The organism is Sinorhizobium glycinis (genome assembly GCF_001651865.1).
GTDB lineage: Bacteria > Pseudomonadota > Alphaproteobacteria > Rhizobiales > Rhizobiaceae > Sinorhizobium > Sinorhizobium glycinis.
In genome coordinates this window covers 508,656-522,312 of record NZ_LPUX01000061.1, presented here as the reverse complement: position 1 = coordinate 522,312, position 13,657 = coordinate 508,656, and the positions used below count along the sequence as shown (strand labels likewise).

General features: G+C 63.0%; 14 protein-coding genes. 7 read left to right on the top strand and 7 right to left on the bottom strand.

Annotated features, from left to right (window positions below; translation table 11 throughout):
* Positions 1 to 180: 180 nt before the first annotated feature.
* Together AU381_RS17995 and AU381_RS17990 are read right to left on the bottom strand one after the other, a co-directional pair.
* The gene (locus AU381_RS17995; protein ID WP_064243085.1) at positions 181 to 813 is read right to left on the bottom strand and encodes a LysE family translocator; all 633 of its coding nucleotides are present in this window, start codon (positions 811 to 813) and stop codon (positions 181 to 183) included.
* Positions 814 to 845: 32 nt separating this feature from the next.
* Positions 846 to 1,973 carry an ATP-dependent DNA helicase gene (locus tag AU381_RS17990; protein WP_064243084.1) on the bottom strand — a complete coding sequence of 376 codons (1,128 nt, stop codon included), beginning with the start codon at positions 1,971 to 1,973 and terminating at the stop codon, positions 846 to 848.
* Between the two features lie 249 nt (positions 1,974 to 2,222).
* Here AU381_RS17990 and AU381_RS17985 point away from each other — a divergent pair, with 249 nt between their 5' ends.
* From AU381_RS17985 to AU381_RS17970, 4 genes are all read left to right on the top strand, one after another.
* Positions 2,223 to 3,311, top strand: a complete 1,089-nt coding sequence (locus AU381_RS17985) for an AbrB family transcriptional regulator (protein WP_064243147.1) — start codon at positions 2,223 to 2,225, stop codon at positions 3,309 to 3,311.
* A gap of 219 nt (positions 3,312 to 3,530) precedes the next feature.
* Entirely contained in the window at positions 3,531 to 3,905 is a 375-nt protein-coding gene (locus tag AU381_RS17980) for a COG4315 family predicted lipoprotein (protein WP_064243083.1), read from the top strand.
* Positions 3,889 to 4,443, top strand: a complete 555-nt coding sequence (locus tag AU381_RS17975; protein ID WP_064243082.1) for an RNA polymerase sigma factor — start codon at positions 3,889 to 3,891, stop codon at positions 4,441 to 4,443. Before AU381_RS17980 ends, AU381_RS17975 begins: the two co-directional genes overlap by 17 nt.
* Positions 4,440 to 5,252: an anti-sigma factor family protein gene (locus tag AU381_RS17970; protein ID WP_064243081.1), complete on the top strand. Its 813-nt coding sequence runs from the start codon at positions 4,440 to 4,442 to the stop codon at positions 5,250 to 5,252. Before AU381_RS17975 ends, AU381_RS17970 begins: the two co-directional genes overlap by 4 nt.
* A gap of 10 nt (positions 5,253 to 5,262) precedes the next feature.
* Here AU381_RS17970 and AU381_RS17965 read toward each other — a convergent pair whose 3' ends face one another.
* The 3 genes from AU381_RS17965 to nthA are packed head-to-tail and all read right to left on the bottom strand — an operon-like array spanning position 5,263 to position 6,927.
* Positions 5,263 to 5,658, bottom strand: a complete 396-nt coding sequence (locus AU381_RS17965; protein ID WP_162273435.1) for a nitrile hydratase accessory protein — start codon at positions 5,656 to 5,658, stop codon at positions 5,263 to 5,265.
* Entirely contained in the window at positions 5,627 to 6,286 is a 660-nt protein-coding gene (gene nthB, locus AU381_RS17960) for a nitrile hydratase subunit beta (RefSeq protein WP_064243079.1), read from the bottom strand. Before nthB ends, AU381_RS17965 begins: the two co-directional genes overlap by 32 nt.
* Entirely contained in the window at positions 6,283 to 6,927 is a 645-nt protein-coding gene (gene nthA, locus AU381_RS17955) for a nitrile hydratase subunit alpha (protein ID WP_064243078.1), read from the bottom strand. Before nthA ends, nthB begins: the two co-directional genes overlap by 4 nt.
* 449 nt (positions 6,928 to 7,376) lie before the next feature.
* On the opposite strand from nthA, the gene AU381_RS17950 reads away from it, so the two are divergent.
* Positions 7,377 to 8,222 (top strand): aldo/keto reductase, encoded by an 846-nt coding sequence (locus AU381_RS17950; RefSeq protein WP_064243077.1) that lies wholly within the window; start codon positions 7,377 to 7,379, stop codon positions 8,220 to 8,222.
* Between the two features lie 191 nt (positions 8,223 to 8,413).
* On the opposite strand, the gene ilvN is transcribed toward AU381_RS17950, so the two are convergent.
* Complete coding sequence (gene ilvN, locus AU381_RS17945; RefSeq protein ID WP_012708543.1) at positions 8,414 to 8,986, bottom strand: acetolactate synthase small subunit; 573 nt, start codon at positions 8,984 to 8,986, stop codon at positions 8,414 to 8,416.
* A gap of 25 nt (positions 8,987 to 9,011) precedes the next feature.
* On the bottom strand, positions 9,012 to 10,790 hold the full coding sequence (locus AU381_RS17940; RefSeq protein ID WP_064243076.1) for an acetolactate synthase 3 large subunit: 1,779 nt from the start codon (positions 10,788 to 10,790) through the stop codon (positions 9,012 to 9,014).
* Positions 10,791 to 11,193: 403 nt separating this feature from the next.
* Here AU381_RS17940 and AU381_RS17935 point away from each other — a divergent pair, with 403 nt between their 5' ends.
* Both AU381_RS17935 and AU381_RS17930 read left to right on the top strand, forming a co-directional pair.
* A complete protein-coding gene (locus AU381_RS17935) occupies positions 11,194 to 13,173 on the top strand; it encodes an ATP-binding protein (RefSeq protein WP_174552532.1) in 1,980 nt (659 codons plus the stop codon).
* A 75-nt stretch (positions 13,174 to 13,248) separates the two neighbouring features.
* Positions 13,249 to 13,599 carry a DUF4440 domain-containing protein gene (locus AU381_RS17930; protein WP_064243074.1) on the top strand — a complete coding sequence of 117 codons (351 nt, stop codon included), beginning with the start codon at positions 13,249 to 13,251 and terminating at the stop codon, positions 13,597 to 13,599.
* Positions 13,600 to 13,657 lie beyond the last annotated feature (58 nt).

Here is a 13,657-nt window from a genome sequence, read left to right as displayed (position 1 = left end):
TTAAAGGCCTGATTTGAGGAGGCGGCCTGGCCCTTCTTCCCTTGGTAAAGCCAAGGCTGATCGCCCCACCGGTCTATGTCAATCGGCGGAGGGTTGCAACGAACTAGATCTCTCTATCTGTCGGTGCGCGATCGTAGGTCTAGATCGGGGTGATCACGGCAGTGTGACGGCAGCCGTCCATCAGCTCTTCTGCAGGGCGAGATGGGTGCCCAATCCGATGAGGGTCACGCCGCCGAGGCGCTGGACCAGCCGCCGCGTGCGACGTGAGCGCCTAAGCCTCGACAGGAGCGCGCCGGCCAACACGACGCAAAGGACATCCGCCGACGAGAACATCAGGTTGACGATCGATCCGAGGACGACGAATTGCGCCCAAACGGGAAGCGTCGCCGACGCGTCGACGAACTGCGGCAGGAAGGCAACGAAGAAAATCGCGGTCTTCGGGTTGAGAACTTCGACTATGATGCTCTCGAAAAAGGCACGTCTCCCCGATTTCGCCTGCATTTCCGGCAGCGCCACATCGCCTTGAGCCTTTGCGCGGAAGAGCGAAATACCCATCCAGATCAGATAGGCGGCACCGGCCAGCTTGACCGTCAGATAAAGCGTGGGCACGGCATGAAAAAGCGCCGAAAGCCCCACGGCAGCCGCGGCGACATGCACATAGCCGCCGATGTGAATGCCAAGCGTCGCCATCAGGCCGGACCAGCGGCCGCGTGCCATTGTCTGCGCCGCCGCGTAAAGCATGGCCGGCCCTGGCACATAAGCGAATACGGCTGTGGTGATGAGAAAAGTGATCAGCAATCCAATTGACGGCATTGTCGGCTCCTCTCAAGGCGGCAGGCTAATGATCACCTGATGATCGTCAGTTGCTCCGCCGCGCGGGTGATTGCCGTGTAGAGCCAGCGTTCGCGCGTGTCGCGGAAGGCCCAGCTCTCGTCGAAGAGCACGACATTGTTCCATTGCGAGCCCTGTGCCTTGTGGACGGTCAACGCATAGCCGTAGTCGAACTCGTCATAGCGCTTGCGGGTGGACCAGGGAATTTCGCCCTCGACCTCCTCGAAGGCTGCTTTCAGCAGTTTGATCTTCGCGGCGCCGCGATCCATGTCGTCGTCTTCGGGACGGATCATCAGATTTATGCCCGGCTTGACCGTCTCTTTCGACGAGCTCATCACCTGCCAGAGCGAACCGTTGAGCAGGCCCTTGGCCGGATCGTTCCTGAGGCATACGAGCTTGTCGCCCGACTGAGGATACTCGCTCGTAAAGCCCTTCAGCTCGCGCAGACGCTGGTTGTAGCGCCGCCGCGTCCGGTTGGTGCCGACCAGCACTTGATCTGCCTCCAGCACCATGGGCTGGGTCACCTCGCTCTTGGAAATGATCTGCGCCGTGCCGTAGTCGCCATGCATGATCTCCTTGCCCTCGCGGACATGCATGGCGAGTTGGATGATCGGGTTGTCGCGCGCCTGGCGGTGGATCTCGGTCAGCAGATAGTCCGGCTCGTGATTGGTGAAATAGCCCCCACCCGACACTGGCGGCAGCTGCCCCGGGTCCCCGAGCACGAGGATTGGCGTGCCGAAGCTCATCAGGTCCCTGCCGAGCGCCTCGTCGACCATCGAGCATTCGTCGATGATGATCAACGCCGCCTTGGCGACGGGGCTCTGGCGGTTGATGGCGAACATCGGCGCGATCGAGGTCTTGCCGGTTTCTTCGTCCTCGACTTCCTCCTCGCCGCGCGGCCGGTAGATCAGCGAATGGATGGTCTTCGCATTGCTGGCGCCCTTGGAGCGCAACACCTGCGCGGCCTTGCCGGTGAAGGCCGCGAACAACACCTCCCCGTCGACATGCTCTGCGAAGTGCCGGGCAAGTGTCGTCTTGCCGGTGCCGGCATAGCCGAACAGCCGGAACAGCGGCGAGCGGCCTTCCTTCAGCCAACGCGAAACGGCCTGCAGGGCCTCATCCTGTTGCGGAGCGAATTGCATGGCCTGCAGTGTCAGGATTCGGTGGCTCGGCGCAAGTCCGGATTTCCGTCTACCTCGAAGTACATGCTTCGGCGCTCACAATGCCGCCTGCAGGTGCTTGCGCGGAATCTTCTGCGGCGGGAGAGCCGTCAATCGGTCTCATGCTCTGCGTCCGGAAGCCCACTCTCGCTGCAATATCGCTGTAGTAGTGACACGCCACCTTGAATCGGCCCGCCCGATGCTGCTACCGTCCCTCGCCGGAGAATGACCTTGAAGCCGGAACAGCCCGCAACGCCGATGGCGCCCGAAAGCACTGGGCTTGGTCGCTTGCCCCGCGCCTGGCAATGGTGCCTGCTGGCCGTGCTTTCTCTCACCTTTGCTGCTCTTTTCGAAATGGCGGGCATTCCGGCCGGGCTTCTGATGGGGCCCATGGTTGCCGGCGCGCTCGTCGGGATGAACGGCGGCACGATCCGCCTGCCCCGCCAGTTCTTTTTTTGCGTGCAGTTCGTCCTAGCGATGATGATCGCCGGCTCGATGCGACCCGACCTGTTTGCGACGTTTTCCAGCAATTGGCCGCTCTTCCTCGCTGTCATCCTGTCGGTGATCGGCGTCAGCACGCTCTGCGGCTGGACGATCACGCGGATGCGGATCCTGCCGGGAACGACAGCGATCTGGGGCTCCTCGGCCGGTGCGGCCTCAACCATGCTGCTCATGGCCGACGCCTATGGCGCGGATGTCCGTCTCGTTGCCTTCATGCAATACCTGCGGGTCGTCTTCGTCGCGGGCGCCGCGACGATGATCGCGCATCTCTGGGTCACCGGCACGGAGGCCGACACCGCGACCCGCTGGTTTGAGCCGGTCGCCGGCCTGCCGTTCCTCGCGACGCTCGCCGTCGGCATCGTCGGTGGCTTCCTCGGCAAGGTGCTGCGCGTGCCGGCCGGCGCCTTCCTCGTCCCTTTTGCCATCGGTTCGGCGCTCAATGTCTCCGGCATGCTTAAGATCGAACTGCCGCAGTGGCTGCTGGCGCTTTCCTTCGCGCTGCTCGGCTGGAACATCGGGCTGGGCTTCACCCGCAGCATCATCGCGCATGCGCGCCGCGCCTTCGTGCCGACGGTCGTTTCCATTCTCGTGCTGATGGCTTTTTCCGGCTCGCTTGCGCTGCTGCTCATCAAGGCAGCCGGCATCGATCCGCTGACCGCCTATCTCGCCACCAGTCCCGGCGGTCTCGATTCCATTGCCGTCATCGCCGCCTCGAGCGACGTCGACCTCCCCTTCGTGATGGCGCTGCAGACCGCCAGATTGCTGATTATCACGCTGATCGGCCCGGCTCTCGCTCGCTTCGTCGCCGACCGGGCCTGAGGCGGCCGGCGTTCCTCCCCGCAGAACAAAAAGCTCTCCGCCGCCGTCGCGCTCACGACAACGGCGCAGCAGATCTTCGAAGCCTTCTTCCTGCCAGCCGCAACCGGCACGAGCGCCGAGGGAATAATTCCGTCGGTCGCTGTGTCTCATTCGCATGAACCAGCTTGGACCGGTTCGCGGCCGGCAGCCGGTCGGGCAATTTCGGAAGGGAAATCTCCCATGAGAACGTTTGCATTAGCCACTGCCATTTCGTTTGCCATGACCGCCTCGGCGTTGGCGGCGCCGCCGGTCAAAACGGTCGAAAGCGAAAAAGGTCCGGTGCTTGCCGCAGCAAACGGCATGACGCTTTACACATACCGAGACGACCAGAAGGGCGTCTCCACCTGCTATGATCAATGCGCAAAGAACTGGCCGCCCTTCATGGTGGAAGGCGACGCGGCGGCTGAAGGCGCCTATTCGATCGTCGAGCGTAAGGACGGCAGCAAGCAATGGGCCAAGGACGGCATGCCGCTTTATTTCTGGGTCAAGGATAAGAAGATGGGCGACATCACCGGTGACGGTGTGAAGGGCGAATGGGATGTCGCAAGACCGTGACGGTTCGGACGCGAGCGCGGGTGCGGATGCTTCAGCGCCCGATGCTTTTGAAGAAGGCGTCCTCGGCCTGATGCCAGCGCTGAGACGCTATTCGCGCAGCCTCGCCCGGTCCGATTCGGACGGCGAGGACCTGTTGCAGGACTGCATCGAGAAAGTGCTGGCGCGGCGTCAGCAATGGCGAGGCGTGAACCTGCGCGCCTGGGCCTTCACGATCATGACGAACCTCTATCGCAACCGCCACCGCCACCGCGCCCTGCATCCCGAGGTCGAGTACGAGGAAGCGCTTGGCCTCGTTGCCGAGGACCAAAACGCCGATCCCTTGCAAAGTCGCCGGCTCGAACGCGCGCTGGACCGGCTGTCGGCGGAGAACCGCTCAGTGCTGATGCTCGTGGTGATCGAGGGTTACCGCTATCAGGATGTGGCGGAGATGATGGCTATTCCGATCGGCACGGTGATGTCGCGCCTGTCGCGCGCCCGCCGCCAGCTTGCGGAAATAATGAAGGACGGCAACGTGATCGCCCTGCGGAGACCGAAATGACGCACGAATTCAACACAGTCTCCGAAGACGAACTGCACGCCTATGTCGATGGCTACCTCAGCCCGCCGGAGCGCGCGCGTATCGAGGCCTGGCTGGATATGCACCCGGCCCGGGCTCAAGAGGTCCGCGAATGGCAGGCCCAGGCGGCAGCGCTGAAACAACATTTCGCACCTTATGCCCGCGGCGAAGAAGGCGATCGGGCGCTGGTCTCCGCCCGCCGGCACCAGGGCAACGCCGTCGCGTCTTCCCATGCCTCCGTGCTCCGGCGCATCGCCGCCGGTCTCCTGATCTTCGTCGCGGGCGGCCTTGCTGGTTTCTATATCCCCGGGATGGTCGCCCCGGATCGGCCGCTTGAGACGGCTGCGAGCCCCGACAGCCTTCCGCGCCAGGCGCAATCCGCGTTCCTCGTCTACGCAAGCGAGGTGCGCCATCCGGTCGAGGTCGGGGCCGACCAACAGGCGCATCTCGCGACCTGGCTCGGCAAGCGGCTCGATTATGGCTTGAAGATCCCCGATCTCTCGGCGGTCGGATTTTCGCTCGTCGGCGGCAGGCTCATCCCGGTCAATGGGACGGCGGGCGCCATGCTGATGTATGAGGACGGCTCCGGCCAGCGATTGACGGTGCTTCTCGGCCGCAATAGGGACAATCGCGAAACGAGCTTCCGCATTGCAAGCCAGGGTGGCCTCGAGACCTTCTACTGGATCGACGGCGAGATCGGCTACGCGGTCACCGGCGAGGTGCCGCGCGACGTCCTCAGGAAGGTCGCCGGCGAATGTTATCGGCAATTCGAGGGATCGGAAGCCTCATAGCACGCCCGACTCATCCTCGTCGCAGCGGATCGTTCTCCAGGACGATCCGCTTGCCGTGCGGCGTCGCTTCGGCAGCACGCTGCCAACTTCGTACCAGTGCCTCGAGTTCCGGACCAGACGTGATGGAGAGCTTCGCCACGAGTTGGCTGAGCGCCGCGACCCAGCAATCATAATAATCGCTGCCGTCCGGCTTACGGCCCGGCTTGTGGAGTTCGGTCGAAAGCGCCTCGGCCCATTCAGTCCAGGAAAACACCCCTTGCTCGTGGAGCCGGACGGTCATGGCGAAGGCGGCCGCCTGCCAGGGCTCGGCAAAGATTGGGTCGCCGTCTGCCGATTTCGGCAGTTCGGCGGAGGCGACCAGCGGAGATGTGGTGTTACACGTGCTCAAGATAGCTCTCCCAGGCATCGATCGAGACGGTCAGTGACGGATCGGCGCCCTCACCCCAGATCTCCCTGCCATCAAAGACCACCGTGTAAACCCACTGCGGGTTCTCGCCCTTGCCGTGGGCGTTGTCGTCCGGGAAGACAAATCCGCCCTGCACCGCTTCCACCACGCCAAGCTTGGCACGGGCGTAGCGCGGCAGGCGCGTATGAGTCTCCGGGTTGAAATTTTTGGTGCGCACGGTTTCCCCGACGACAAAACGTGGCGGTGTCTGCACCGGCCGATCACAAGGCCCGCCCTTGGCGAGCACGCCCGCGACCATATCGGCCATGAGCACCCGCTTCGCTTCGCGCCCCTTTTCAAGCATATGGCCTGCATCGAGCTCCGTTTGAGTGACAAAGCCATGGCGCGTCAGGAGCGTTTCCAGCGCACGAGTCCAGATCTCGTAATAGCTTGCCGCAAGATAAGTCGCGGGCGGCAGGCTTTCGCGCGCATGCCGGCTCTCGTCGATCGTCCAGGCGCCGAACGCCCCGCAGGATAGTGTGATGCCAAGCGCCCGTTTCTCCCAATCCGCATGGAAATAGGGCTCGTCCCTTTCCGGCGCGATCGCGCCCAGGCCGTGTTGGCCGCCAAGATCGTGAGGCCCGTTCATCGCACCGCCTCCGGTGACAATGCCAGTCCTGTGCCGATCATCGAGTCGCGCGAGACAAGATCGGCCAGCCCCTGCTCCGTGAAGCCTTCCGTTCCCTCGGGCCGCTCGGGCACGACGAGATAGCGGAGTTCCGCCGTCGAATCCCAGACGCGGATCTTCTTCTCGACCGGCAGCTCAAGCCCGAATTCCGCAAGCACGCCGCGCGGATCGATGACGGCACGCGAGCGATAGGGCGGCGCCTTGTACCATACGGGCGGCAGGCCGAGCACCGCCCAGGGATAGCAGGAGCAAAGCGTGCAGACGATGAGGTTGTGGGTATCGGGCGTGTTGAAGACGGCGCGCATATGTTCGCCCTGCCGCCCGGTAAAGCCGAGGCTGGCGATCGCGGCCGTGGCGTCGCGCCGCAGCCAGTCGGCAAACTCCGCATCGCTCCAGGCCTTGGCAACGACGCGGGCGCCGTTGCGCGGACCGACCTTTGTTTCGTAAGTCTCGACGATCGCATCGATTGCCGCCGGGTCGATCAGCCCCTTCTCCGTCAGCACCATCTCAAGCGCTTTCACACGCGCTTCCATGTCGGTGAAATGGTTGTCGTAATGATGATGGCCATGATCATCCCCATGGCCATGATGATGATCCGACATTCCGTGCCTCCTCTGCCGGAAACCCGGCCAATTCTAATGCATTACGGCAGAAACCTGAATCAATATGTCATGGTCACAAAACCAGATGTGATGAATCGACGGCTTGTTCTCCCATCGGCGACAATGGCAACAAAAAAAGGATGGCAAACAAAAAAGGCCGGGCAAGAACCCGACCTTCCTCGTCATCTCGACCGCCGATGCCAGTACATCCGTGGTCAAAGGCAGGGAGACAACATCTGTTGGCGCGTATCCGGCCGTTGCGGGAGGACAACGTCGCCGACCAACATCGATAGGGCGCATGTAGTGAGCGATGGCGCTCTCCGCAAGGCGTAGCGCGACAATTTTCGATTTGCGTCTTCCGTCACCTCTGGCGCGTCGACTGAATAGCATGGACTTTTCCCGCCCGAATACCATTTTGGAGTTTTCGAAATCAAACGAGGGCGCATCCCATGCACGATCCGATACCCGCTACGACTTTCCCCGACGGGCGCAACGTACCGGTCCTCGGTCAGGGAACTTGGCGGATGGGGGAGATCCGGGCAAAGGCGGCCGGCGAAATCCGCAGCCTCCAGGTCGGACTTGATCTCGGCATGACGCTGATCGACACGGCCGAAATGTACGGCGACGGCGGCGCCGAACGGATTGTCGGCGAAGCGGTCCACGGCCGCCGCGACGAAGCGTTCATCGTCAGCAAAGTGCTGCCCTCCAATGCCAGCCGATCGGGCACGATTGCCGCCTGCGAACGCAGTCTGCGAAATCTCGGCACCGACCGCATCGACCTCTATCTCCTGCATTGGCGCGGCGGCCATCCGCTTGCCGAAACCGTTGCCGCTTTTGAAGAACTGAAGAAGGCCGGCAAGATCCTCGCCTGGGGCGTTTCGAACTTCGATGTCGACGACATGAGGGAGTTGCAGTCTGTGCCGGACGGCGGCAACGTTGCGGCAAACCAGGTTCTCTACAATCTCGCCCGCCGCGGCATCGAGTACGACCTGTTGCCCTGGTGCCGCGACCGTGGCGTGCCGGTCATGGCCTATTCGCCGCTTGATGAAGGTCGCCTGCTCCACGATGCCGACCTGGTCCAGATCGCCAAGGCGCATCAGGCGACGCCTGCGCAGATCGCCCTCGCCTTTCTCAAGACCCGCTCCGGCGTGATCACTATACCGAAGACCGCCTCTGCCGAGCGCGCCCGCGAAAACCGCGATGGCATGGATATCCATCTGACGGCCGAAAATCTCGCCGAGCTCGACCGGGTCTTTCCGCCGCCGAGGAGGAAGATGCGGCTGGAGGTGATTTAGACTGGTGGGAATCACGGAGTGATGGTTCTTGATCGCCCCTCATCCGCCTGCCGGCACCTTCTCCCCGCAAGCGGGGCGAAGGGGACTCGCGGCCAGGCCTCGGCCTCCAGTCCCCTCTCCCCGCGCGCGGGGAGAGGGCTAGGGTGAGGGGCAAAGTTCCGTCCCATGCAGCCTATCATAGATGAAGAAGGTCACATCCCCTGCGGCCCGCGATTCATCGCGGCAATACCCGTGCGGCACACCTCGATCAGTCCGAGCGGTTTCATGATGGCGATGAACTGCTCGATCTTCGAAGGCTTGCCCGTGATCTCGAAGACGAAGTGATCGATATTGGCGTCGATCACGGAAGCACGGAAGGCGTCGGCAAGCCTGAGCGCCTCGACGCGGTGCTCGCCCGAGCCGTGCACCTTGACGAGCGCCAGTTCACGCTCGACCGGCCGATCATGGCCGAGCCCGGCGGCGCGTACCGTCAGATCGACGACGCGATGCACCGGCACCAGCCGCTCGAGCTGATTCTTGATCTGCTCAAGCACATGCGGCGTACCGCGCGTGACGATGGTGATGCGCGACAGGTGCGCCTCGTGCTCGGTTTCGGAGACCGTCAGGCTCTCGATGTTGTAGCCGCGGCCGGAAAACAGGCCGATGACGCGGGCGAGCACGCCCGGCTCGTTGTCGACGAGCACGGAGAGCGTGTGCGTCTCAGCAAGCTCCGTCTCCTTGGCGATGAAATAGGCGGAGCCCGTCGGTTGAAGATGTGCGCTCATTCTCTTGTTTCCTAACCCTTGATCCTCAGACGAGCTGGCGGCCCTTGGCGTCGATCGCATTCGCAACCGCTTCGTCCGTCGCCTCGTCGGGGAGCAGCATCTCGTTATGCGCCTTGCCGGACGGGATCATCGGGAAGCAGTTGGCGAGGTTGGCAACGCGGCAATCGAAGATCACCGGCGCCGGCGTGTCGATCATTCGCCGGATCGCATCGTCCAACTCGCCGGGCTTCTCGCAGCGGATACCGATGCCGCCGTAGGCTTCGGCCAGCTTGACGAAGTCGGGCATCGCTTCCGTGTAGGAATGCGACAGGCGGTTGCCGTGCAGGAGCTGCTGCCACTGCCGGACCATGCCCATGTACTGGTTGTTGAGGATGAAGATCTTGACCGGCAGGCCGTACTGGACCGCGCAGGACATTTCCTGGATGCACATCTGGATCGAGGCGTCGCCAGCGATATCGATGACGAGGCTCTCCGGATGCGCCACCTGGACCCCGAGCGCCGCCGGGAAGCCGTAGCCCATCGTGCCGAGACCGCCCGACGTCATCCATCGGTTCGGCTGCTCGAAGCCGAAGAACTGCGCCGCCCACATCTGGTGCTGGCCGACCTCGGTAGTGATGTAGGTGTCACGATCCTTGGTGAGTTCATAGAGCCGCTGGATGGCGTATTGCGGCATGATCACCTCGTCGCTCGGCGTGTAGGCCAGCGAATTGCGCGCCCGCCACTTGGCGATCGCCCCCCACCAGTCATTCAGTCGTGCGTTGTCGACCGTTTTCGCCGCCGCGCGCCAGAGCCGGACCATGTCTTCGAGGACATTCGCGACATCGCCGACGATCGGGACGTCGGCCCGGACGTTCTTGTTGATGGAAGACGGGTCGATGTCGATGTGGATCTTCTTCGAGTTCGGCGAAAAGGCGTTGAGGCGGCCGGTTATGCGGTCGTCGAAGCGGGCGCCGATGCAAATCATGACGTCGCAGTCATGCATCGCCATGTTGGCCTCGTAGGTGCCGTGCATGCCGAGCATGCCGAGCCAGTTCTTGCCGGAGGCCGGATAGGCGCCGAGGCCCATCAGCGTCGAGGTGATCGGGAAGCCGGTGAGTTCGACCAGCTCGCGCAGGAAATGCGCCGCCTGCGGTCCGGAATTGATGACGCCGCCGCCGGAATAGATGATCGGCTGGCGCGCCGCCTTCATCAGCGCGATCGCTTCTTCGATCTTCTTCAGGTCGCCCTGCGTCTTCGGCTGGTAGCTCTTCTGCGCCGGAACGGCGGAGGGCGGCGTGTAGGTGCCGGTCGCGAACTGGATGTCCTTCGGGATGTCGACGACGACCGGACCCGGCCGCCCCGACTGGGCGATGCGGAACGCCTCGTGGATGATGCGGGCGAGATCGTTGACGTCCTTGACCAGCCAGTTGTGCTTGGTGCAGGGCCGCGTGATGCCGACCGTGTCGCATTCCTGGAAGGCGTCCGAACCGATCAGCGGCGTCGGAACCTGACCGGAGATGCAGACGAGCGGGATCGAATCCATCAGCGCGTCCTGGAGCGGCGTGACGGCATTGGTGGCGCCGGGACCGGAGGTGACCAGCATGACGCCGACCTTGCCGGTGGAGCGGGCATAGCCTTCGGCCATGTGGCCGGCGCCCTGCTCATGACGAACGAGAATGTGCTGGATCTCTTCCTGCTGGAAGATCTCGTCATAGATCGGAAGCACGGCGCCGCCGGGATAGCCGAAGATGTGTTCGACGCCATTGTCCTTCAGGGCCTGGAGGACGATCTCCGCCCCTGTCATCTGGTTTTCAGTTCCGCTCATTGGCCTGCTTCCGTCCCTTTTGTAAGGCTTGGGGTGATTAGCTTGTTTGAGGACATAAAAAAAGGCCCCATCAGGAGCCTCGTTCAGCGCATGGGTGGCTACCGCCGGATGGTTACACCATCCTGCCCATGCGCCGTCCCACCACAAGAATAACCGCGAAATTTTTCATGGGGCGATTTGATAAACAGAAATCCATGACCCGTCAACGCCGATTTGCCAGGATTTCGCCAGCTCGGGATTGTCGTGAACCTGCTTGAAACAACGGCGCGGGATGCGGCGGGGCACGGCAACCACTTATTAAAGTCGCTCCGCTATTCTGGAACGCTATTAGCCGAGGTGTGTGTTGTTCAACAGTGAAACTCAAGCCCCGACCAGTGCCGGGGAACAGGATCGCCGCGACGGCATGAAGCCGGGGAACCGCTTTCTCGGGCGGGTCGTCGCCTGCAACGGTTCGCGCGCAACCATCGCAGCTGTGGCCGAACGGGGCGAAACGTCGCTCTCCGAGCTTTGGTCGGTCGGCCGGCTGATTTCGATCTCGGTCGGCACAAACCGCGTCGTCGCTCTCGTCTGCTCGATGCAGACCGCTGCCGAAGAATGGAGCGAGGAGACGAACAACACCTTCCGCATCGAAGTCGAATTGATGGGCGAGGTCTTCATGGGTCCGGACGGACGCGAAGAGTTCTCGGCCGGCATCAGCCGCTATCCCTATCTTGGCGCGATCGCGCATCGGATCCGTGCCACCGACCTCGCGCGCATCTATGATTCCAGGCAGCTGGACAGTTGCGTCATCGGCAGGCTGACGCAGGACGAAAGCCTCGACGCGACAATCCATGTGCCTTCGATGCTCGCCAAGCATTTCGCCATCGTCGGAACGACCGGCGTCGGCAAGTCGACGGCGGTCACCCTGCTGCTCAACAAGGCGATCGCCGCCGATCCGAAGCTGCGCGTACTGATCCTCGATCCACACAACGAGTTCGCCGCCGCCTTTCCGGAGCATGCGGTGGTCATCGAGACCGACTCGCTCGACCTGCCTTTCTGGTTCTTCCGCCTGGAGGAGTTCGCCGAAGTGATCTTTCGCGGACGGCCGCCGGTTCCGGAAGAGCTCGACATCCTGCGCGACGTCATCCCGGATGCGAAGAAGGCCTTCAAGGGCGGCGAATCCGGCCTGATGCGCCGCCAGACCGAGAAAAGCTCGATCACCGCAGACACGCCGGTCCCCTACCGCATTGCCGATCTCCTCGCGATGATCGACGAGCGCATCGGCCGCCTCGAGGGCCGCACCGACAAGCCGCACCTGCGCTCGCTGAAGGTCAAGATCGTCTCGGCCATCAATGATCCGCGCTATCACTTCATGTTCTCGTCGAACACCATCACCGACACGATCCAGGATACGATCGCCAAGATCTTCCGCATACCCGGCGAAGGCAAGCCGATCGCCACCTTCGAACTCGCCGGCATCCCTTCCGAGGTCGTCAATTCCGTCGCTTCGGTGCTCTGCCGCATGGCATTCGAAATCGGCCTCTGGAGCAATGGCGGCATCCATATGCTGGTTGTCTGCGAAGAGGCTCACCGTTACGTGCCGGCCGACCCCACGCTCGGCTTCCTGCCGACGCGCCAGGCGATCGCCCGGATCGCCAAGGAAGGCCGCAAATACGGCGTGTCGCTCGGCATTATCACGCAGCGCCCCGGTGAACTCGATCCGACGATCCTCTCGCAGTGCTCGACCGTGTTTGCCATGCGGCTCGCCAATGACCGCGACCAGGAAATCATCCGCTCGGCGATCTCCAATTCGTCGATCTCGACCACCAGCTTCATTTCCTCGATCGGCAACGGCGAGGCGATCGCCTTCGGCGAGGCCGTAGCGGTGCCGATGCGCATGCGCTTCAGCCGGGTCGAAGAGGAGAGGCTGCCGCGCGCCCACGGCATCACCGACAAGGTCGACGAGGATGCGCCGCCGGTCGTCGACCTTCGTTCGATCGTCAGCCGCATGCGCGCCATGAACGGACCCGATATTTCAAGCTTCCAGCAAAGCTATCTCGCCGCCCAGAACAGTCTGGCGGCCGCCCACGAGGATGACGCCGGCGATGCTCTCGACAAAGTCGAGCCCGTCGACACCGGCGACGACTTACACGAGGCCGCACTCGAATCCTATCGGCCAGATATGCTGCCGCACCGGCCCGAGCCGGTCAATCCGCAGCTCGAGCGCTTCAACCAGATCCGCGAGCAGATCCTTTCCGGGCAGGCGGAAAGAGACGCCGCGCGGACGCTGCATGAGCCGGGACAGCCGGAACGCGCGTTCATAGGCTCGGCCGAACCGAAGCGGCCAGGCTCGCTGCGCGAGAGCCTGCTGAAGCGCCCTCTCGGCAGTATCATCCGCAAGTAGCAGATTTTCCGGGATCGGATTCCGACCTCCAGCGTTTTCCGGTGAATGCCCGGGAGGGCAACGACGGAGGACGATATGGATGACAAAGAGGCCTGGGAATGGGAACGCAAGCTATGGCTCGAAGGCGCCGGCGTCTACCAGCACCTGCTCGACGACGAATGCCTGATGGCTTTTGAGCCGGGCGGCATTCTGGGCGGGGTGGAAATCATCCGGGCCCTCGATGGCACGCCGCGATGGCTGGACGTCGCGATGACGGAGCAGCGGAGCGCTCGGCCCAACGACAGCGTTCTGGTGCTCGCCTATAGGGCCGACGCCCGTCGCGATCCCGCTGTACCCTATGCGGCCTATTGCACCTCGACCTATGCACGAACCGGCGAGGACTGGCGAATGGTCCAGCATCAGCAGACGCCGGTTACTCGTGGGTAAGCGACGCGCTCGGCGCAGGCGGAGCGACAGGAGGGCGCGATGGAAGAAATCCTATCGG